Here is a 22,327-nt window from a genome sequence, read left to right on the forward strand (position 1 = left end):
AGAAAGGCTGTTATAATGCTAACTTTTTCGCCTGAGTCATAATTGCTTTTGCAATTGGCCCTGCGGAGGTACGGCCATAATTACCCTCCTCCACTACAACAGCGAACGCATATGGCGTTTTGGGGTCTGAAGAAAAGCCAATCATCCAACCATTCGGTTTTTTGCCTCCCCCAACCTCTGCTGTGCCGGTTTTGGCGCATACGCTCATACCGGGAAACATATCATCGCCATAATCGCTTGTCACATTAAAGCGCATTAATTGTTGAAGAGTTTGTGCCGTAGAAGAATTGACAAGCGCAGTACCAAGCTGCGTTTTCCCTTGCTGCTGTGTCATTCCTAGGCTGTTTTTCACTTGCTGAATAAAATAGGGCTGTGTTGGCGTACCGTTGTTCGCAATGGCGCCCATCAGCAGCATCATGTGGTAAGGGTTTGTCATGTCGGTATGCTGGCCAATACCCGACCAAGCCAGCGCTTGCTTTTCGGCACCTTTTACCTCATATTTACTCTTTGAAGTATCCACTCCATCCACAGAAAAACTGCGGTTAAAACCCATGGTGTTGGCCTCGGCAGTCATTTTATCCTCACCAAGCTCCACCGCAAGCTGTGCAAATGCCACGTTGCAGGATTTTGCCAGTGCCTGCTTCACATTTACCGTTCCGTGCACACCGTCACAGGTTATTTTATTGCCGTTGATGGTAACGCTGCCCTTACACTGGAACGTTCTCGTATCCCAGTCAGAGAGGTTCTCGATCGCAGCAGCAGTGGTAATCACTTTAAAAATAGAACCGGGTGTATAGCTAGCGGAAAGAACCTTATTGAGGTAAGCACCATTGTACTTTGCATTTGTATCAATGTCTTTTGGTACATTGCCAGGGTCAAAATCTGGCTTACTTACCATCACCAGCATTTCACCGGTTTTATAATTGTACATTGCCACGGCACCGTTGCGGTTGCCAAGCTTATTGTACGCTGTTTTTGAAAGCTCGCTCGAAAGAGTGAGCGAAATATCGCTCCCTTGCTTTTTCCCGGTGGGCGAGGTAAGCCCCGTAATAGGGTTATAGCCTCCAATTTCGGTACGGAAGCGGTACTGTACCCCGGTTGAAATATACCCGTTTGTATCCCCTACGGCATGAAGCATCGAGCGGCGAATGGTTTCGTCACTACTATATACGCGCTTGCCGTTTTCACTTTTTGCAAGCACCACGCCTTTACGGTCGAGCACATCGCCTGCGGTGGTCAACTGGCTGTTGCCAGAAGCATATTTGTTAAACGGCTGCATGGCCCAAGAGCCGCCATCCAGCACAAAACCGTATAAGAACACGCCAAGCCCTGCAAAGAAGCCCAGTATCATCAAATAGAGAATTCCCGCTCTCCCTCCGGTCGTTTTCATGTGCTTCTCCTCCTTGCGGCATACGTCCGTTCATCCGATGCTTTGATGAACGCCAGCATACCCCATACAGAAACCATACTCGAACCACCTGCACTCAAAAACGGAAGAGTAACACCAGTAAGCGGGAGTACATCCGTTGCGCCAAAAATATTCAGTGCGGTTTGGAAGAGCAGCATGCCGGCTGCCGAACACGCCGCAATGGAATAAAAGGTAGAGCGGCTGCGGGTTGCCTCTAATTTGGTGTAAAGTGAAAGCATTACAATGCAAAGGGTAATCACAATAGCCAGCACTAACCCGAGCTCTTCGCTAATCATACCAAAGATAAGGTCGCTTGTACCGGCAAACACTTTTTTTAGGTGCCCTTGTCCCATTCCGGCACCAAACAAGCCTCCACTGGCGGTATAAGAAAGTACCCGTGTTTGTTGGTAACCGGTTCCATCTGAAAATTGCCATACATGCCGCCAAGCGGCAAATCGATCTGCTATATACGGTTTAAACTGCAAAATCATAAATGCGCCGAGTGCCGCAGCAGAGCAAGCCAAAATGATGGTTCTCAAGCTGCCAGAACGCATAAAAGAAATGAGTAAAAAGGTAATAAAAAAGATGGATGCCGTTCCAAAATCTTTCATTAAAAAGAGAGAACCGATGCAAATTCCGGAAAACACCAAGAATTCCGTTAAGTTCTTTGCAGTCTGTAAGCGGTCAAGAGTAGAAGCACCTGCAAATACAAACGCAATTTTGACAAATTCGGAGGGCTGAACGGTAATCGGCCCTATGCTAATCCAGTTTTTTGAACCATGAGCCGCCACACCAAACGCCAAGTTTACCGCAAAAAGAGCCACTGCGAACAAACCGATGGCTAGGCGCCACTTGGTGACACGATCTAAATCTCCCATAAAAGAAATCATCATGCAAAATAGCACCACACCACCTGCCATCGCCGCAAGCTGTGTGTAAGCCAGCTTGATGTCTGCTCCGGCAAGCAGCATAATCCCAATTCCACTGAGCAGAAAGCCGATGGTCTCCAGCTCAAAGCTAACATGGTGCCTTACCCGCATAAAATAAAAGTACAGGCTCCATTCCAGCACCGCAAGCAGGCCAAAGGGTATGAGCGGTTCAAAGGTATATGCGACACCGCCAAAGCAAAGCTGTGCAACCAGAAAAATCTGGATGAGAAAAACGGTGCTCATCAGACCAAACGGAGATGGCAGACTGCGGTTCCACTCTACCAGCTTATTTTTCTTTTTGATATCACTTTCCGTTACCCGCTTGAGCATTAACGCGGTGGAGCCCATTGCGATAACATCCCCCGGCATTACCGACAAGGTAGGTGCCGCCTTGGTTCCGTTTACAAAGGTGCCCGCTTTTGAGTTTGTATCGGTAATCAGCCAGCCTGCCTCCCGGCGCATAAGCACCGCGTGGTCACGACTTGCCGTATTATCTGGCAGAACAACATCGCAGCTCCGGCTTCGGCCAATCGAATTCTCCCAGTAAAGCACTGGTATTTTCGCATGTGTTGTCATTTCTTCTAACACAATGACCGGGTCTTCCCGCCGGCGTCCACGCCGCAGCGACACAAAGCAGCGCCACAGCACAATGAGAGACAGCAACGGTATCAGCACGCGCAATGCAAATAAAATTACAGTCAGCGCAGTTTCTAGAAATGCAAAAAATTGAGCCAGCAAACGAATCCCCCTTTCTTTACAGCCGAATCGGCAGCAATAAGCTAATTATGAAAATCGAACAGATTGAGACCAACTTCATCCGAAAAGGTTCGGTCTACCCTGCCATCGATACTATTTATCACCAATTCGCAGGTTGCGCTAACCATTGCCTGGTTGAGGTGCCCACCCACCACGCTACCGTCCTCACCACCTGCACTCATATGAAGGTGGCAGTAGAATTCATCGTTCATGGTATTTATGGTTCCCGTTAACGACACAATTTCATAGTTGCCGCAAAAATGATTCGCATCGTACTGCTTTTCGGCGGTTCGAAAAACACCCACTGTAAAGTCATTCACAGCTCCCAGCCCTTGAACGGTCGCGAGCTTAATATTTTCTTTTAAGGCAATTTCTCGAATTGCTGCAAGTATTTCTTCACCACGGTCAATTCTTGCCACAATGGCATCTTGAAATCGTTTATATTCCATTTCGTATGTCCTTTCCCGTTTACATCACCTATTTTTTCTCAGCATATGTGCTGAAAAATCCTTGTATACGGCTATTTCTCACATATTATACCCGGAAAATATGCGAAAGTAAATGAACAAAGCTTTTACAAAAGATAACGGTTTTGAAAGATTTTTAAACTTTCCTATTACAAACGTCCAGTACTCCAAAACTTTTTGCAGTATTTTCACAATGCAAACATGCCAAAAACAGATTTGATTTTACAGAAATATTTGTTATAATATCCATGTAGAATCAAGAAAATTCGTGAGTAAAACCGACCCGACTGCCGGACAAAGGAGGACATATGCAGAGAAAACCTGTGCATGTGCACAAAGCTACCAACTTCCCGGATGCCATGAACACAACCGACGCTCTAATCGCTATTCTGGAAAGCTCCTTTGATGGAATTTACATCACCGACGGACAGGCAAAAACCATATGGATCAACCATTCTTACGAAGTAATCTCTGGGTTACTAGAAGAGGATGTACTCGGAAAGAACATGCTGGAGCTAGAAAAATACGGGATAATTTCGCGCTCCGCTTCGCTCATCGCTCTTAAGAGTAAAAACACCATTACCATAGACCAAACCTTTCGTACCGGTAAGCGCGCCATTGTTACTAGCACTCCTGTATTTAACGAGCAGAATGAAGTGATTATGGTAGTTACCAATGTACGCGATATATCGGAGCTGTACAATTTAAAGGAACAACTCGCGCAAAAACAGGAGCAGGCACAACGATACGAGGGTGAAATAGAGGTTATTCGAAGACAGCTGATGCAAACGGGCAACATGGTGGTGGCCGATGCAAAAATGCTAAACCTACTGCGCATGGTTGGGCGTGCCGCCCTGCTCGATACACCCGTTTTGCTACTGGGTGAAACCGGAGTTGGCAAAGAGATGGTTGCCTCTTACCTACATAAAAAAAGCCCTCGGCGAGACGGCCCATTTATTAAAGTAAACTGCGGTGCAATCCCCGAGGCACTTGCAGAAAGCGAGCTGTTCGGTTATGAACGCGGTGCTTTTACTGGTGCAAACCGAGAAGGCAAAGCTGGTCTGTTTGAAATAGCGCATAAAGGCACTATTTTTTTAGACGAAGTCGGGGAATTGCCTGCAAACCTGCAAGTAAAGCTATTGCGTGTTTTGCAGGAACAGGAAATCATTCGTATTGGCAGCGGTAAGCCTACAAAAGTAGATGTACGGGTAGTAGCAGCAACCAACCGCAACGTAGAAGAAATGGTGAAAAGTGGAAAGCTGCGGGAAGACCTGTATTACCGCCTCAATGTGTTCCCGGTAAAGATTCCGCCTCTGCGCGAACGGCAGGACGATATTCCGAAGCTGGCGCAGAATATGCTAGATAATCTCAATAAAAAATACAACGAATCAAAATCACTGACCCAAAGTGCAGTAATCAGCTTACTGGAATACCACTGGCCCGGCAATGTACGTGAGCTCAAAAACGTGATGGAACGCTCGTTTATTATCAGCGAGGCAGATGAAATAGACAGTGCACACCTGATGCTGCAAAGCACCCGCCGATGTTCCACCTCGCTGGAGGGCGGCCAAGGCTTTGATTTGAAGGCTTATTTGCAGACCATTGAAAAAGAGTATATTGAAAAAGCCTATGAGAACAAAAAGAATGTACGGGCGGCAGCGCAAAGCCTGCATATGGACCCCGCCACCTATGTTCGCAAACGCCAAAAATACCAAGAAACAACTTAACTCTCTTTCATTATCTATTATTAAATTCTACTTTAAAAGAAAACTATAAAATACGTCATGATTGACTCTCAGGCAGCCAACCATGACGTATTTTTTATTTTTTAATATTAAATTGTAAAGCTCTGCACGTCCCCTAGTTTGTTTCAAAACCGCAATTTTGTTTTGAAATTGAAACTTAATTTATTAATATTTTTATATTTTTTGCAAAATAATTTGTTTTTATTATTTCATTTTTGTTTTATGTCATAAAAACATGCCTAAGTTAAAACTTGTCCCTTTGGCTAGGGTGTCGTTTTCTATTGTGAGAATGCTACAAGAAAACGGTCGAAATTGTTCGATTTAGAAAATAAAAAAATAAGCAAAATATTTTGCATCATATGGCACGGTAATTGCTTCCATATTATACCAGGTAGATTTATTGCAAGTCAGTTCTAACAATCAAAGGGAGGTTAGAGGGTAGAGTTTGATTCGGTTGCAAGGAGGGAAAGCATCGTGAAAGAAAAAGTACTTCTTCAGAGAAAAAAGCAAAACTCTGTGGCACATTTGATTTCACTTTGCAAGCGAAGAAATAAGTAAAGGAGAATGATTCATGGCATTACAAAGAGAATACGGCAAAGAGTGTCCTTACATACCGGCGGGTCCATTCAAAATTCGTTTACCTGGTGTACATTATAAGTTTGAAGTTGCGGATTACATTCAGGGGCTTTTAATGTGCGCTGTCTGTCTTGGTGCAGTTCCCATTCTTCAGCAGTATTTGGGCATGCCGTTTGGCGTTGCTCTAGCGATTGTTACCTTGAATGGAATTTTGTACTGCACTCATGTGCTGTTAGGTGACCCAGTTGTACCCGGTTGGGTTACACCGGCAATACCACTTTTACTGTTATACATCAGCCAGTTCCCTATGGGGCCGGAGCGCGTTCAGGCGCTGATTGCATTTGAACTAAGCTTAGGTCTTTTTGCCGCATTCCTGGGTATTACAGGGCTTGGCAAAAAAATCATTACACTTATCCCCAACTGTGTGCAGGCCGGCATTATCATTGGCGCCGGAATTGCGGCTGTGAATACTGTATTCGGCCAAACGGGCTATTTTACAAAGTACCCGATTTCTATCGTTATCTGCATTGGTCTAGCGTTTTGGATGCTCTTTTCTAACTTTTTTAAGAGCTTACGCCATAAAAACAAGTTTTTTCAGACCCTCTCCAATTTAGGAGTTTTGCCCTGCATTTTATTGGCAGTGGTGGTGGCTCCGCTCGTAGGGAAAACCGCTTGGCCCTCCATTCAGTGGGGATTTTCCGCTCCCGCCTTTGGGGAGCTGTGGGGTCACTGGACCTTTTGGTCCATCGGCTTCCCCTCAGCAAAAATGTTTATTCAGGCCATTCCAATGGTTTTCTCTGCCTATGTCATTTTGTTTGGTGAGATGATTCAGGCACAGGCCTTGCTGCAAGACGCATCTAAGGCCCGCCCAGATGAATTAATCGATTACAACCCCAACCGCTCCCATTTAATTTTTGGCCTGCGCAATTGCCTGATGGCTATCATTGGCCCAGACATTACCATGTGCGGCCCTCTTTGGGCGGCAATGCAGGTTGTGGTTTGCGATCGTTACACCCACGGTAAAAAATCGATGGATTCCATTTACGGCGGTACGGGGTCCTTCCGGTTTGGCACGTTAACCGGTTATTTTCTGCTGCCAATCGTAACGCTAGTTACCCCCATTTTAAACATTGCGCTGGCCTTAACTATGATGGTTCAGGGATATGTCTCCGTAAGAATCGGCATACTCAAAGCCCGTACCATGAACGATTTGGGTATTGCAGGCGTTATGGCAGCTGTGATTGTTGCAAGAGGTGCCGCATGGGGGCTTGCCGTTGGCATTGTGCTCAGCTTATTGGTACTGCTCGGAAATAAAAAAGAGTATGATGTTGATGTTTTTGCCCGCGACGAAGAAAAAGTGGAAGTTAAGGCCGCTGCGGAAGCCGAGCCCGAGCTGGTAGCTGCAAAATAATCATACACTTACTTTTTTCATAAACAGTTTTAACTATTCTTTTAATCAGCCGTTTCACAATACTCCAATAACTTGATATCACATAGACCAGCCTTCACAAAACCAGTTAAACCATTTGTCAGGAATCAATTCACATAATCATAATTTTTAGAAAGAAGGACTTTACCATGGCACTTATGACTGGAGAACAGTACATTGAAAGTATTCGCAAGCTGAACATGCAGATTTATATGTTTGGTGAGAAAATAGAGAATCCGGTAGATAACCCGATTCTACGACCCTCGCTAAACTCCGTTCGTATGACCTACGATTTGGCTCAGGACCCACAGTATGCAGATTTGATGACCGCAACATCAGTCATTACCGGCAACAAAATTAACCGTTTCTGCAATATTCACCACAGCACAGATGATTTGATTAAGAAAGTAAAAATGCAGCGTCTGCTTGGTCAAAAAACAGCCTCCTGCTTCCAGCGCTGTGTTGGTATGGATGCGTTTAACGCCCTTTACTCCACTACATACGAAACCGACCAACAGTACAAAACAAACTACTTTGAGAACTTTAAAAACTTTGTTGCCTATGTGGAAGAGCACGACTGGACCGTTGACGGCGCAATGACAGACCCTAAGGGTGACCGTGCTCTTGCTCCTCACGCACAGCCGGATGCCGACATGTACCTGCACGTAGTGGAGCGCCGCCCGGATGGTATTGTGGTTCGTGGCGCAAAAGCGCACCAAACCGGTATTATCAACTCGCAAGAGGTTATTGTTATGCCCACCATTGCGATGGGGCCGGACGATAAGGATTATGCGGTATCCTTTGCTGTACCAACCGATGCCGAGGGCATCCTCATGATTATCGGCCGCCAGAGCTGCGACACCCGCAAGCTGGAAGGCAGCGAGATGGATGTAGGCAACAGCGAATTCGGTGGTGTTGAGGCCCTTGTGGTATTCGACAACGTGTTTGTACCGAATGACCGCATCTTCCTCAATGGTGAGGTTGAGTTTGCCGGTATGCTCGTTGAGCGCTTTGCCGGTTACCACAGACAAAGCTACGGCGGCTGTAAGGTAGGCGTGGGCGACGTTCTCATCGGTGCTGCCGCTCTTGCCGCCGAATACAACGGTGTAGAGCGTGCCTCTGCCGTAAAGGATAAGCTCATTGAAATGGTGCACCTCAATGAAACACTGTTTGCCTGCGGCATTGCGTGCTCTGCAGAGGGCCAGCCCACTCCTTCCGGCAACTACCTGATTGACCTGCTGCTTGCTAACGTATGTAAGCAAAACGTTACCCGCTTCCCGTACGAGATTGTAAGACTTGCAGAAGACATTGCCGGCGGCCTCATGGTAACCGCTCCGTCTGAAAAAGACCTGCGTGACCCCGTTGTTGGCCCCTATGTAGACAAATACTTGCGTGGCACCGCAGCCGTTTCTACCGAAACCCGCCTGCGTGTTCTCCGCCTAATCGAAAACCTCTCTCTCGGCACAGCAGCTGTTGGCTACCGCACCGAATCCATGCATGGTGCTGGTTCTCCGCAGGCACAGCGTATTATGATTGCCCGCCAGGGGAACATTGGCGCGAAAAAGAAGCTTGCCAAAGCCATTGCACACATCGACTAATTACAAAGGTATGCCGGTCACATTCCGCTGCTCACTCCACTGGGCAGCGGAAACCGGTTTGCTTTATGAGGTGTTTTTTATGACCTTACTTTCCAAAATAGAACGCCTGCTGGATGAAGAAGTTCGCCCGCAGCTTGCCCTGCACCAAGGGAACATCTCCGTTGTCAGCCTTTCAAACGATGTGCTGACAGTTCGCCTGCTGGGCACCTGTGCAAACTGCCCCTCTGCCACTCTTACGACCGAAGAGCTCATTGCTTCTGCCGTACAAACCCGTTTTCCACAGGTACGGCGTGTTGTACTGGACGCCGGGGTGAGTGATTCTCTGCTAAATCAGGCACGGGAGTTTTTAAGCATTCGGCATGCCAGTGCAACAAATCAATAAGGAGTGACGTAACATGTCCTGGCAGGAACTGTACCAACAAAAGAAAATGACGGCAGAACAGGCCGTTTCTCATATTAAATCCGGCGACCGCGTGGTTGTGGCTCACGCCACCGGTGAACCCAGCGTATTGATTGACGCAATGGTAAAAAACGCTGCCACTTATGAAAATGTGGAAATTGTTCACATGGTAGCTATGGGGAAAGGCGAATACTGCCTACCCGAATACCAAAAGAATTTTCGCCATAACAGCCTGTTTTTAGGTGCCTCCACACGAGATGCCATCGCAAAAGGCCGCGGTGACTTTACGCCAGTTTATTTTTCACAAATCCCCGATCTTCTGCGCGAGGAGCTACACCCAAATGTGGCGTTACTTCACCTTTCTCCGCCAGATGAGCATGGCTATTGCAGCTATGGTGTATCGGTAGACTACACAAAGCCAGCTGCTGAAATTGCAGACACCCGCATTGCACAAATCAACCCCAACATGCCCCGCACTCTCGGCGACAGCTTCATTCATGTAAGAGAGCTGGACTGCATTGTTGAGGTAGATGCTCCCATTATTGAACTAGGGCAGGCAAAAATTGGCGATACGGAGCGTGCAATTGGTGAGCACTGCGCTTCACTGATTCAGGATGGCGACTGCTTGCAGCTTGGCATTGGTGCAATTCCCGATGCCGTTTTGCTCTTCCTCAAAGAAAAGAAAGATTTAGGAATTCACTCCGAGATGTTCTCTGACGGAGTGGTGGAACTGGTAGAAGCCGGTGTTATCACCAACCGCTGTAAAACACTGCACAAAGGGCAGTGCGTAGTTACATTTCTAATGGGTAGTAAACGCTTGTACGACTATGTAGACAACAACCCCTCCGTTGCAATGTACCCGGTGGATTACGTGAATAACCCCGCTGTTATCGCACAGAACGATAACCTAATTTCCATTAACTCCTGCATTCAGGTAGATCTGATGGGGCAGGTTGTTTCAGAATCAATTGGCCCTCGCCAGTTTTCCGGCGTAGGCGGTCAAGTGGATTTTGTGCGCGGGGCGAACCTCAGCCGTGGTGGCAAGAGCATCATGGCAATGCCGTCATCACTCGTAAAAAAGGATGGCACACGTGTGTCTAAAATCGTGCCACTAATTGACGCAGGAGCCGCCGTTACCACCTCTCGTTACGATGTAAACTACATCATAACTGAATATGGAGTTGCCAAGCTTAAGGGGAAGACCTTACGGGAACGTGCACTGGCACTCATTGAAATTGCACACCCAGATTTTCGTGAGGAATTGATGGAAGAGTTCCGTCACCGATTCGGAGTATAACTTTTAATAACGATACACTCTCCTACAACAGGTACACCGGAGGGGCTCCGGCCCCTCCTTTGTGCTACCCAAACAAACTCTCTTCATAATAGAGGAGAAACGCACTTACTACTGCCTTCTGGAGGAAAATAACCATGACACATTTGCAACAATACAACCACGTTTTTACAGAGTTATTCGGCGTTGCCGAAGAAGAGCTTAGTGCACTCATTTACCTGCGCGGTAAATGGGATTCCCTTCAACACATTGAAATGATTACCATGATGGAAGATACCTTCGACATCTCCATCAATTCGACTGACGTCATTCTCTTTAACAGCTACGAGAAAGGGAAAGAAATTTTGAGGAAATACGGCGTGGAGGTCTAACCATGTTTTTCCCACTGGAACAATACTCCCCAGAGCAGCCCGCTCTCGTTGAACCGAGCGGCTGCATACATACCTATTCGCAGTTAATTGCGAACGGAAAACATATTGCCAAGTGGCCGGTACAACGCTCACTCGTTTTATGCCTTACCAGCAACACCATTGCATTTACCACGGGCTATGTTGGGCTTTTGTCTGCAAAGGCGGTTCCTTTGCTGTTGGATGGTGAACTAAACCCCGAGCTATTGCAAAACCTAATTTCACTTTACCAGCCTGCCTACCTATGGGTTCCACAGAGTAAGGCAAAGACCTTTTCCGCATGCAAACCGATTGATACTCTTTCTGACTATATCCTACTGAAAACCGAATTCACGCCACACCAAGAGCTGAATCCGGAGCTTTCACTTCTATTAACCACTTCTGGCTCAACGGGTAGCCCTAAGCTGGTACGCCAAAGCGCAGGCAATATCCTCTCAAACGCTCAGGCAATTGCACAGTATTTGGAGCTCGACTCCACCTCTGAGCGCGCGATTCTAACATTGCCGCTGTATTACACCTTTGGCCTTTCTATTCTGCACAGCCACCTGCTTACAGGTGGTACCATCCTATTGAGTGATTATAGTGTGATTCAACAGGAGTTCTGGGAGTATTTTGAGCGTGAAAAAGCCACCAGCATCAGTGGTGTACCCATGACCTACGCGTTGCTGGAGCGTGCCGGATTTTTTGAACGCGAGCTGCCCAGCCTACGCTATTTTACACAAGCAGGCGGTAAGCTGCCACACCGCCTGCACCAAAAGTGTGCCGTGTATGCGCGGGAGCACGATAAGCGCTTTTATGCCATGTATGGCCAAACTGAGGCCACTGCCCGAATGAGCTACCTGCCTTGGCAGCGAGCTGAAGAAAAATGTGGCAGCATCGGTATCGCTATCCCCGGCGGCGCTTTCCGTCTACTTCAAGAAAACGGGGAGGAAATCACACAGAGCAATCAAGAGGGCGAGCTTGTATATGAGGGGCCAAACGTAACCCTAGGCTATGCAGAATGCCCACAAGATTTGGCACGCGAGGATGATTTTCACGGTGTACTGCATACCGGTGACCTCGCGATGCGAGATGCTGACGGTTATTACTATGTTACCGGCCGTAAAAAACGGATGGTAAAACTATTTGGCAGCCGCGTTAGCCTTGATGAATGCGAAAGACTGCTTCGAGAAAAGTTTAGCGGAGCAGAATTTGCATGTGTAGGAATAGACGACCATATTACGGTATTCATAGAAAGAACAGTTGATTACAATACACAGCCCATTCTTACGTATTTATCCAATACCCTTCGCTTCCCAGCCCGTGCTTTTCATGCAAGAGAAATAAAACAGATACCACGTACAGATGCGGGCAAAATTCTATATACCCACTTGGAGGAGCAGCTATGACAAAGGATGTGGAACGCTTGCTCGAATTCCCACCTTTCACGCTCCCACACAAGCGGTAAAGGAGTCCCTGTTTTTCCCTGCGGCATTGGAACTGACTCATTACCACAGTGCACACTGTGAACCATATGCGAACATGCTACAAGCACTCGATTTTAATCCGCAGGCTGTCACTCACACAGAGGAATTGCCCTTTCTGCCATCCGGAATATTTAAATCCATGAAATTAAGAAGCACGTCCGCTCAAGAGTACAGCCGTTCGCTTACTTCCTCCGGTACTACAAGCGTCCAACAGGTACATGTGGAATTAGACCGCGAAACCGCCGCTGACCAACAACGAGCCTTGGCACACATAGCCACCGATTTTATTGGCGAGGCACGCTTCCCCATGCTCATTATTGACCGTCCATCCGTACTTACTAGGGAGGGTGGGCTTTCTGCCCGTGCAGCCGGTGTTCTGGGATTTTCTATATTTGCTCGCCGGCGCGTGTTTGCCTTAAAGGAAGATTACACCCTGAACCTACCGCTTATCCGCACTTTTTTAGAGCAGGTAAACGGCGGTCCTTTTCTGTTATTTGGGTTCACTTTCATGGTTTGGAAGTACTTCTGCCAAGTACTTCGTGAGAACACGGAACATCTGGATTTTTCGTCCGGTACGCTTATTCACGGCGGTGGCTGGAAAAAGCTGCAAGAACAAGCCGTGCCACCCGGGGAATTCCACCGTGCACTAGAAGAATGCTGCGGACTGCACCATATTTACAATTATTACGGAATGGCAGAGCAAGCCGGTTCCGTATTCTTTCAGTGTGAAGCGGGTCGTTTCCATGCCAGTGAGTTTTCCGAAATATTTGTTCGGCGGGGAGAAGATTTTTCTTTGTGCCATGTAGAAGAACCCGGCATCCTCCAAGTTTTATCTTTACTGCCTCGCTCCTACCCCGGCCATAGCATATTAACAGAAGATGCTGCAACGTTTCTTGGTGTTGACAACTGCCCTTGCGGCAGACTAGGCCGTTGCTTTCAAATTCACGGACGCCTGCTACAAGCACAGCTTAGGGGGTGCAGTGATGTTTACGCAAGGTGAAAAAATCCTCACCGGGGAATTAGCCAGCTTAACGCAAGAAGTAACTCCACTCCCCATATTTGATGAGAACATTCTTCTATTTTTTAACGTATTGAGTCAACGACTGCGCCAAAATCCGGAGACGAAATCTTATCCCGATTTAACTGCATTTGCTTTTTGGTGCCGTATAAAAAACTTTCTTCACTTAAAAGAAAAATGGAGACAAGATGAATTGCGCCTTGGTCGCGGACTCACTTTCCATGTGTGCCCCGGCAACGTTCCCCTAAATTTCGCCTATTCACTCGCGGCAGGTCTGCTTGCCGGCTGCCCCTGTGTCGTTCGGCTATCATCACGGGATTTTCCTCAAGCAAAACTACTATACCGAGAAATGGATTCTCTGCTCCGCTCCGATTTTCATTCTCTCATTCCCTTTATTACCTGTTTTCAGTGTGAGCACGACCACCCCATTCTGGCACAGCTTTCTGAACAATGCCGTGTTCGTGTGTTATGGGGTGGGGACGAAGCCATTCGGCAAATCCGCCTCCTGCCTCTCTCCCCTCGCGCTTTGGAGCTTACCTTCCCCAGCCGATATTCCGTTTGCGCCATAGATGCCGCCGCCTTTTTAAATAACCCTCACCCGGAACAGCTCTGTGAGCGGTTTTATGCCGACGCTTTTTTTGCAGACCAATGGGCATGCACCTCTCCCCGCGCGTTGCTCTGGCTGGGAGAAACGACCGAAATAAAAGCCGCCCAATCCATTTTGTGGGAGCGGGTGGAAGAGCTCTGCCTGCAAAATGGAGAGTTTCTGCCCGTTCATGCCGTAAAAAAGCGTGAACATTTTTGCCGTATGGCTGCACAATATCCAGAAATGCGTCTGGCTGGAAAAAGCAACTATGCAGTACGGGTAACCACACCAAAGCTAACACCGAAGCTACTGGATTTATGGACGGGTGATGGTATGTTCCTGGAGGCTTCCTCCCATTCACTGGATGCCCTCTTGTCTATTTTAGGGGAACGCTGCCAAACCCTATGCTGCTATGGAATTCCCGCGGCAGTGCTGCGAGATTTTTTACTCCGCAACCGACCAATGGGCTGTGACCGCATTGTGCCATTGGGTAGCAGTATGCAGTTCTCTCTAAATTGGGATGGCATCGACCTCATTCGTTCCATGAGCCGGAGCATTGAAGTACTAAACGAATGAAAACCCTTTTTAATATAATGGCAGTCTAACTTGATGAATGGAAAGGAGGGTTTTTCTTGCGAACTCTAACGGTTGGGGATTCGGCACAGCGCAGTAAACGCTTTACAAAACAAGACCTGATTGATTACATACGCCTTACCGGCGACCAAAACCCTTTGCATAAAATGGAATCTGGTGAATGCCGCTTTGGTGCCCCCATTGTTCATGGGATGCTACTCGCAGGAGTTATTTCTGCCTTAATCGGCACACAGCTTCCTGGGCCAGGCAGTGTTTACGTTAGCCAAGAAATTCGGTTTATACGCCCGGTCTTTTGCGGAGATACGGTTACCGCTATCTGCCGCGTAACACAGCTTTACTCAGATACAAAGCAGGCTCGCTTACGAATCACCATGCGAAACCAAGAGGATAAGCTGGTGCTGTCTGGTTATGCCATTGTATTGCCACCGGCATAAACATGGATAGGGCACTCATCTTTTACTAGCGGTAAGAGATGAGTGCCCTTTTTATTGCGATTATTTACGTGTTTCTTTGTGATTCCAGTACCGCATCCTCTGCTCCTCGGTTAACGACTGCGCAAAGGTGCTTTTTAAAAGCAGAAAATGCTCCAATTCATTAAAAATATGAAGCAGTGCCGCGCGGTCTTCAAACTCATCACGTGTACGAGGCAGCTCGCTCGCCCGGAATTCCGCTCGAATTTCATTTGCATCGGTCAACAAAGCTGCCGCATTATTCGATTCTCCAAAGGAAGAAGAAATGCGCCGCAGAAACAACGAGATTCTTTCTGCCTGTGCGGGAGCACCGTTTAAGCGGAGCAAAGCAATTTGAATGCGGCGCAGCACCATACATTGGTTGGTGCGCATATCAAGGTATTCCACATAATAATTCAAATCGAGCGTTAAGGCGTTGTCTACCGCTCGATTTGCCTGCAAACGGGCTTTCTCCAGTAATTGCTCCAATTGCAAAAGTCTAGGCAGCTGCGTTATCGATTGGTTATCAATCGCATCTGCAATATCCTCAAGCACCCGACAGATTTCTGAATCGATTTCTTCCTGCATTTTTCGTACGGAATGAATCCCAACCGGTAAAAACAGGTTGAGCAAAATGCCAATACCCGTTCCAATGACCAAAAGCAGCAGTTCGTTCCCGATTAGCCAAGGGTTCATGGAACGCTCTACCCAATAGTGGGTAACCAGTACCGAGCACATTGCAATATCTGCCGCGGCAGAAACACTATGGCACAACGTAACAAATGCCAAAAGATAAACACCAAGCCCTGTTACGGTATAACCAAACAAACGGAAGCTGATATACGAAATTACAGTTGCCGCAATGAAAATGGGAATGCGCCGCCCGGCAGTCTTCAGCGTTTCTTTTTTTGTCTCTTGTAAACTGAGCAGTGTGATAATACCTGCCGCCGTGGGGTATTGCAGCCCCAAAATAAGAGCAATCCCAATGGCGGCACAGGCACCGGCGGTTGCCTTTACCGCCTTAGCAGCTGCTGATTTAACGATTGCGTTCAAGCGTATTTCCTCCCGTATTCCTGATTATCTTAGTTTAGAGTAATAAGCTATGGTAAAAGTATTATGGAATAATAAGTTCTATTATATAAGCGAAAAATTAAATTACAAGACATACTTACTGAACTTTTGGTGTTCTCTTAATTTATATAAAAAAGACACAAGCCCCACCCCATACAGTGTGAAAAAACAGCACTGCATGGAGCGGGGTTTTTAAAATGTGTTAATATAGGCTAGAAAGCTTTTGGTAATTACATCGGGCTCGTCTCCGGCGCATCATTTACCAGCTTTCCGGGGTGAACAAGCAACACTACTTTTTCCGTTTTATTTTCTTGCGACCCCATTCGGGCAATTCCGGTCAGGTAACAGTTAACTTTATCCTTACCCATTTGTGGCGGCGGTGAAATGCGTTCACTCACAATATTGGTAACCTCATCCACTTCATCCACAATAAGACCAAAGTCTTTCCCGCTCATATGGGTGATGATAATGCAGGTGCGCTCCGTATACTGCGCTTCCTGTTTGCCAATTCGAAGCCTTACGTCTATTACCGGTATAATCTGCCCTCTCAGGTTTATCACCCCTTTGGCATATTCCGGTTGTTCGGGCAGCTCGGTAATTTCTTGCATTCCAACAATCTGAACCACTTTATCAATTGAAATACCAAACAATTGCTTTTGTACCCAAAAGGTTAGATAACGCCCTTCCAGATCATCCTTATTTTGGTTTTCTTGTTCAAACGGTTCTTCTGTCATAAGAACAACTCTCCGTTCTGCGTAGGCATCCAATCTCTCGCGCCTGCCAGTTTGAACTTACCCACTTCACTTTGCAGGGCCTGAGCCTGCGTTGCCAGCTCTTCACTCGAAGCCGAGCTCTCTTCTGCGGTAGCCGCATTGGTCTGAATAACGGCAGATACCTGCGAGAGCCCATTGTTAATTTGCTCAATGGCAACCGCCTGTTCGGAGGAAGATGCTTCTATCTCACGAATGGATTGGTCTACCATCTGTGCTTTTTCTTCCACTGTAATCAAGATTTTCAGCGTTTCTTCTGCGAGTCGTTCTCCCTGCGAAACAGTGGAAACGGATTTTTGAATCAAATCTGTTGTTTGATTTGCTGCCTGAGCCGATTTTGCGGCCAGATTACGAACCTCATCCGCAACAACCGCAAAGCCCTTTCCGGCACTACCGGCACGTGCAGCCTCAACGGCAGCATTGAGAGCAAGAATATTGGTTTGGAAGGCAATGTCCTCCACCAGCTTTGTAATTCTTGAAATTTCTTGTGAAGAAGCGCCAATCTCGCGCATTGCCTGATTTAAATCCTGCATGTGCTTGTTGCCTTCCTGCACGCCGGCTCCGGCTTCCTGCACATAATCCATTGCTTTTTTCACGCTGATGGCATTTTGCTCTGCCTGCTGTGCTACACTCACAATAGAAGCATTCAGCTCCTCAACGGAGGCGGCCTGTTCGGTTGCACCGGATGACAAAGCCTGTGCCGCTGCGGAGACCTGCTCAGACCCAGTATTGACCTGATCAGCAGCCGCGCGAATGATCAAAAGCGTTGAGCTTAGGTCATCTTCAATTTTTTGCAATGAGAGCCCAAGCACGTCTTCATTGGAGCGAAGAGGCACCGACTGGGTGAAATCGCCGTTACTAATCAGCTCGGCTACTTTCACCTGCTTGCGAATGCCTTCGAGCATCTCCGTAAATGCGGCAGCGAGCACGCCTGTTTCATCCTTGGAGTTCACATCGCTCAGGTCAATATCGATACGACCCAAGGCAATATCGCCTGCGGCGTCTGCCACACGACCAATTGGCACACAAATACTTTGGGAGATTTTACGACCAAGAAGAATGGCACCAATGGCACCAACCAGATTCACAGCGATGAGTACGATTAACAATATCATCGCAATGGAGGTATTGGAATCGCTGGTGCGCTTGGCTTCTTCCATTCGAGCTTCCACCATTTTTTCATGGTTGCCATAAATGGTATTCATTTCATTCGTAATATCTACCATTGCATTTACTGCCCCGTCCCGGTCTCCGGCCTTTGCACTTGCGAAGGATTTTTCCAAAGCCGGAACAAATACCGTTTCAATTAGCTTCGAGGTTTCTTCATACATTTTAACAGACTCGGGCAGATACATGGTTTTTCTGTATTTCTCAATCGCAACATCATATTCTTTTTTCTCATTCAAATACTTTTGATAGTATTCATCCACTTTTTGGGCGTTACCCGCATAAATCATTCCGCCTCGCGCTTCAGAACGAATTAATGCCAAACTGCTGTTTGCATCGTAAATATCCTCAATAGGGGCAGTCTGCTCTTCGTACAAGTAGGTGTCCATATTATTGATTTGAATCATGCCATAGGCACCAACTGCGCCAACAACGACCATAAACACTACTATACTTAGAAAACCAGTGAGTAACTTTTGGGAAATATTCATATCCCTAAACCGTTTCATAAAATACAAGACCCTCCTGTGATGTTATTCTAAATTCTTTCTGTGCTCTTCCAGCGAAGACTTTACTGACTTGCCTCCCTCCTATAAATCGTCACCCTGCTGGGGAAAAGCTGCTCGCAAAAAGAAAATCTATTCTCTTGCAGTAGCAAATACTCTGCAAATAAAAACAACCATTCGATTTATCGCTGTCTACGACAAAATCTTCTACAGAAGAGCTATCATTGTAAAACAAATTTGATTATGATAATTGAAGGACTTCAACGAAGGCCTTTTTCATTCATTTGAATAATTAAATACAGCAAGAATATAATAATAATTAGCGTAATGATTTGCATGTTTGAGTCGCAGTTTATCTTAAACGGTGACCTTGTTCTAAATTCGCTCGATTCAGCTTACCGCATGTGAGGGAATGACGGTAGAATCGACGGCGAATACATTAGACCTCATATACGTGATGTGCATATCATTAAATTTTTCAATTGCGATTTTCTTTTGCTCCATTAACGAATGAGCGTACACATTTAATGTGATATTCACATTCGAATGCCCCAATATTTCGCTAAGTGTTTTAATATCCACTCCCAGTTCTAAAGCTCTTGTGGCAAAGGTATGGCGTATCGTATGAAATTTCCGGTCATTTACGCCTGCTTCAGCTAAAACCCTTTTATAAAGTCTTTGGTAAATACGGGGGTCAAAAGGAACTGGTCTACTACTTAAGACGTAAAAGTCTTCTTGGTTTATAAGGGCATTGTTTTCCTTGAGGCTATCCAGTAAAAAAGCTGGTAAGGGTATTTTTCTTAGTGAAGTTTCGCTCTTGGGTGTCCCCACATGAAGAATTGTTTTTTCATCACTCAACTCTTGGTTTTTAACTCGAGACACTGTGCGCGAAATAGAGACAACACCTGCTTCAAAATCGAAATCTCCCCACTTAAGACCGCATAACTCACCAAGCCGAATACCAGAGTAAAAACATAACGTTATACCCAAAAGACGCTTGTCTCTCGATTGATATATTATGTGTTCAATCAACCTTTGCTCTCTCATAGTAAAAACTTCAACCTTTTTACTGCTCTTTACCCTTGGAAGCGTAACAAATTCTGCAACCGCAGGAACGTGAGGAAACTCTTTATTAATTTCTTTTAAAGCAGTTTTAAGAATGGAAAGTATCTTCTTTCGGTACGTTGCAGAAAGAGCGCTATTACAGTTGATTTCTTCTACCAATCGTTTTATGGATTCTTCTGTAATTTGTGTGTTCGCATTCTGCTTAAAAAAAGGAATTACATATCTGTTGATACAGTAATAATAATTTTCGTATGTTGACGGTTTAAGTCGGGTTGTAATCTCTCCCGTAAGCCAAGCTTCAAATAAATCTGTCGCACATTTGGTATTAATTTCCTTCTTGATTTTCACTGTTTTATTTAATTCTCGGGTGTCTTTCATTTTTAAACGAACTTCTTTATAGGTCTTAGCGTATAAATAACGGTACTTTCCATCGGGTAAAATAACCCTTCCTTCCCATCTACCATCTTTACGCTTATAAATATTTTCTCCTTTTCGCGGCATTATAAAATGCTCCTTTCAAATATGACGTTTCTTGCTGACGGCGATTTTTTTTGCTTTTATCAAAAAAGGGCAACATTTTCATTAAAAATTATCTACAAATGGACGTGAAGGCTGTGTTTTTCGTCACATTGACAAGCAAAATAAGATAATATATAATAAAATTTGTCGTAGTATGTCAAAATAAGGAAGTCACCGTTTAAGATAAACTGCGACATTTTCGTGTCATATTTACAATATTCACGGCCGTAGTAGGGAAATGTTTTTAAAACGCTTTAATATTTCATGTTATTTTATTTGCTATAGTTGCTTTTTGCATTCTAAAGCTTGTGTGCTCATCCAACAAAAAGTGAATATTTTATATTCAAATAATCTCAGCATCAAAAACAAAATTCACGCGGTACAATTCGAGTATAAATTTTCATAATAAAAAGCGTTCCGATTTTCATATCGGAACGCTTTTCACTTTATTAATGCTTTTAACCGTACATATTAAATTAAAGCTCCGATTGAACATAGCGGAAGCCGCGGTAATTCGTGTTGGGCATTGGAATTTGTACGGTGTCATTTTTACCAAAGGGTGCGAACTGCTCCGCAGAAAAGACTGTATTCGCATAGCCGTCGTCCCACTGGGCAAGCCCCTGCGGGAAAGAAAACACATTGCACGGGTCATACTTTTTCTTAATCATTTTTAGCTCTGCAACATGCGGTCCATAATATTCGTTGAGGTAACAGCATAGGTCGGAATATGGGAAATTCACATACGAGCCTACCGTAAGGGGCTCCAAAATTGGCAGTCGGGCACGTATCCATTCCCTATTAACCAAAGCGTAGCGTTTCTCTTCCCAAATGGTTTGAAGCCACACAATATATTTGGCGTTCCGGTAGTAAAATGCCGTATCGTCTTCTCCTACTCTGGCTACTTGGCCACCCAAGGCATACATAGAGAACCCTGTGAAAACAGAACCTTGCGCTGGCTGCTGAATCAGGCTAACCAAGCTGCAAATTTCTTCCGGTGAATAAGAGCGATACACAAATCGGCTTACGGACTGAAAAATCTCAAAGCTTGGGTAAGCTTCTCCTATAATGGTAACCGCCTCTAAAAAGGTCATATATTGAATATTAAAGACAGCTCCCGGAATGGCCAGAAAATTTTGAACAAGCCGTGTCGCATCCGCTGCTTCTCCATAAAAAATCCCTCGTACCAGCATAGAAAGGCCATCCGCCTTTGAATTGTAGATTCTGGCGATTAGCGTTAACCGAGCGTCAGCACCATCAATCCAGTTTTGCCAAGTTTCTAAAAGCAGTGCCTGCGTATTGGCATTTACACCGAGATAATCGATTTCGATGAGTGTTACGAACTGCACAGGGGGAGGCAAACGAAACGTAACAGAAACCACTACGCCAAAGTTTCCTCCGCCGGCACCGCGCAGTGCCCAGAAAAGATCTTGGTTTGTTTGGGCATTTGCGGTAATGATTTCTCCCTGCGCATCCACGAGCTGTACTTCTACAATACTATCGCAGCCCAAGCCAAAAATGCGGCAAGAAAGCCCCCAGCCGCCCCCCAGTGAATAACCGCACACACCTACCGTGGGGCAGGTACCACCGGGGAAAGGGTACCCTCTGGATGCAACAAAATTGTATAGCTGCCCATTTGTAACACCCCCCTGAACCGTCACCGTTTGCTGCTGTTCATTCAGAGTGATTCCGTTCATTTCACTTACATCGATTACAAGCACCCAATCTCCGTTTGAGTACCCTTCGTAATTGTGGCCACCGTTTCGCATTCGAAGCGGAATCGAATTTTCTCTGGCCCACAGCACTGCACGAGATACCTCCTGTGCGGTACTGCAATAGTTGATTATGACCGGGAACTGCTGTATCGCACGGTTCCAGTCTTGCCTAGCGGCAGAATAGGAAGGATCACAAGGCGTAACAACTCGGCCGCCTAACCCTTGAAAACTCTCACTATTCACAGATACCCTCCTTTTCTTTTGTATTTCGATAAGCTGAAAAGGGTATTCTATACTATGTTGAAAAAGGGCGCCGCGTCTAAATGCGTATTTCTATAAAATAGCAGCTAAAAACACCCGGCAGAGGAGTTAGTTTTCTACTCCCCCGCCGGGTG

General features: G+C 46.1%; 18 protein-coding genes. 10 read left to right on the top strand and 8 right to left on the bottom strand.

Features of this window, described 5'->3' with window-relative positions; translation table 11 throughout:
- Positions 1 to 10: 10 nt before the first annotated feature.
- The 3 genes from CAN90_RS03630 to CAN90_RS03640 are packed head-to-tail and all read right to left on the bottom strand — an operon-like array spanning position 11 to position 3,542.
- Positions 11 to 1,390: a penicillin-binding transpeptidase domain-containing protein gene (locus CAN90_RS03630; protein ID WP_085832473.1), complete on the bottom strand. Its 1,380-nt coding sequence runs from the start codon at positions 1,388 to 1,390 to the stop codon at positions 11 to 13.
- Positions 1,387 to 3,075 carry an FtsW/RodA/SpoVE family cell cycle protein gene (locus tag CAN90_RS03635; protein ID WP_085832474.1) on the bottom strand — a complete coding sequence of 563 codons (1,689 nt, stop codon included), beginning with the start codon at positions 3,073 to 3,075 and terminating at the stop codon, positions 1,387 to 1,389. The genes CAN90_RS03630 and CAN90_RS03635 overlap by 4 nt, the downstream gene beginning before the upstream one ends.
- A 41-nt stretch (positions 3,076 to 3,116) precedes the next feature.
- On the bottom strand, positions 3,117 to 3,542 hold the full coding sequence (locus tag CAN90_RS03640; RefSeq protein ID WP_085832475.1) for a PPC domain-containing DNA-binding protein: 426 nt from the start codon (positions 3,540 to 3,542) through the stop codon (positions 3,117 to 3,119).
- A gap of 326 nt (positions 3,543 to 3,868) precedes the next feature.
- Between CAN90_RS03640 and CAN90_RS03645 the strand changes: the two genes are divergently transcribed.
- The 10 genes from CAN90_RS03645 to CAN90_RS03690 all read left to right on the top strand — a co-directional run bounded on the left by CAN90_RS03645 (position 3,869) and on the right by CAN90_RS03690 (position 15,107).
- Positions 3,869 to 5,287, top strand: a complete 1,419-nt coding sequence (locus CAN90_RS03645; protein ID WP_085832476.1) for a sigma-54 interaction domain-containing protein — start codon at positions 3,869 to 3,871, stop codon at positions 5,285 to 5,287.
- 589 nt (positions 5,288 to 5,876) lie between these two features.
- The gene (locus CAN90_RS03650; RefSeq protein WP_085832477.1) at positions 5,877 to 7,292 is read left to right on the top strand and encodes a hypothetical protein; all 1,416 of its coding nucleotides are present in this window, start codon (positions 5,877 to 5,879) and stop codon (positions 7,290 to 7,292) included.
- A 167-nt stretch (positions 7,293 to 7,459) separates the two neighbouring features.
- Positions 7,460 to 8,908, top strand: coding sequence for a 4-hydroxyphenylacetate 3-hydroxylase family protein (locus tag CAN90_RS03655; protein ID WP_085832478.1), 1,449 nt, complete (start codon positions 7,460 to 7,462; stop codon positions 8,906 to 8,908).
- A 79-nt stretch (positions 8,909 to 8,987) separates the two neighbouring features.
- Positions 8,988 to 9,290, top strand: a complete 303-nt coding sequence (locus tag CAN90_RS03660) for a NifU family protein (protein WP_085832479.1) — start codon at positions 8,988 to 8,990, stop codon at positions 9,288 to 9,290.
- A gap of 13 nt (positions 9,291 to 9,303) precedes the next feature.
- Positions 9,304 to 10,605, top strand: a complete 1,302-nt coding sequence (locus CAN90_RS03665; RefSeq protein ID WP_085832480.1) for an acetyl-CoA hydrolase/transferase family protein — start codon at positions 9,304 to 9,306, stop codon at positions 10,603 to 10,605.
- Between the two features lie 134 nt (positions 10,606 to 10,739).
- Positions 10,740 to 10,973, top strand: a complete 234-nt coding sequence (locus tag CAN90_RS03670; protein WP_085832481.1) for an acyl carrier protein — start codon at positions 10,740 to 10,742, stop codon at positions 10,971 to 10,973.
- Positions 10,974 to 10,975: 2 nt separating this feature from the next.
- A complete protein-coding gene (locus CAN90_RS03675; RefSeq protein WP_085832482.1) occupies positions 10,976 to 12,397 on the top strand; it encodes an AMP-binding protein in 1,422 nt (473 codons plus the stop codon).
- The gene (locus tag CAN90_RS03680; protein WP_242953564.1) at positions 12,354 to 13,475 is read left to right on the top strand and encodes a LuxE/PaaK family acyltransferase; all 1,122 of its coding nucleotides are present in this window, start codon (positions 12,354 to 12,356) and stop codon (positions 13,473 to 13,475) included. The genes CAN90_RS03675 and CAN90_RS03680 overlap by 44 nt, the downstream gene beginning before the upstream one ends.
- A complete protein-coding gene (locus tag CAN90_RS03685) occupies positions 13,459 to 14,655 on the top strand; it encodes an acyl-CoA reductase (RefSeq protein WP_085832483.1) in 1,197 nt (398 codons plus the stop codon). Before CAN90_RS03680 ends, CAN90_RS03685 begins: the two co-directional genes overlap by 17 nt.
- 56 nt (positions 14,656 to 14,711) lie before the next feature.
- The gene (locus tag CAN90_RS03690; protein WP_085832484.1) at positions 14,712 to 15,107 is read left to right on the top strand and encodes a MaoC family dehydratase; all 396 of its coding nucleotides are present in this window, start codon (positions 14,712 to 14,714) and stop codon (positions 15,105 to 15,107) included.
- Positions 15,108 to 15,167: 60 nt separating this feature from the next.
- On the opposite strand, the gene CAN90_RS03695 is transcribed toward CAN90_RS03690, so the two are convergent.
- The 5 genes from CAN90_RS03695 to CAN90_RS03715 all read right to left on the bottom strand — a co-directional run bounded on the left by CAN90_RS03695 (position 15,168) and on the right by CAN90_RS03715 (position 22,175).
- Positions 15,168 to 16,175, bottom strand: a complete 1,008-nt coding sequence (locus CAN90_RS03695; protein WP_085832485.1) for an aromatic acid exporter family protein — start codon at positions 16,173 to 16,175, stop codon at positions 15,168 to 15,170.
- Between the two features lie 248 nt (positions 16,176 to 16,423).
- A complete protein-coding gene (locus CAN90_RS03700; RefSeq protein WP_085832486.1) occupies positions 16,424 to 16,927 on the bottom strand; it encodes a chemotaxis protein CheW in 504 nt (167 codons plus the stop codon).
- The gene (locus CAN90_RS03705; protein ID WP_085832487.1) at positions 16,924 to 18,639 is read right to left on the bottom strand and encodes a methyl-accepting chemotaxis protein; all 1,716 of its coding nucleotides are present in this window, start codon (positions 18,637 to 18,639) and stop codon (positions 16,924 to 16,926) included. Before CAN90_RS03705 ends, CAN90_RS03700 begins: the two co-directional genes overlap by 4 nt.
- A gap of 387 nt (positions 18,640 to 19,026) precedes the next feature.
- Complete coding sequence (locus CAN90_RS03710; RefSeq protein WP_085832488.1) at positions 19,027 to 20,202, bottom strand: tyrosine-type recombinase/integrase; 1,176 nt, start codon at positions 20,200 to 20,202, stop codon at positions 19,027 to 19,029.
- Between the two features lie 494 nt (positions 20,203 to 20,696).
- Positions 20,697 to 22,175: an FAD-binding oxidoreductase gene (locus CAN90_RS03715; protein WP_143750791.1), complete on the bottom strand. Its 1,479-nt coding sequence runs from the start codon at positions 22,173 to 22,175 to the stop codon at positions 20,697 to 20,699.
- Positions 22,176 to 22,327 lie beyond the last annotated feature (152 nt).

Source organism: Clostridium merdae (genome assembly GCF_900176635.1).
Classification (GTDB): Bacteria; Bacillota; Clostridia; order Oscillospirales; family Acutalibacteraceae; genus Faecalispora; species Faecalispora merdae.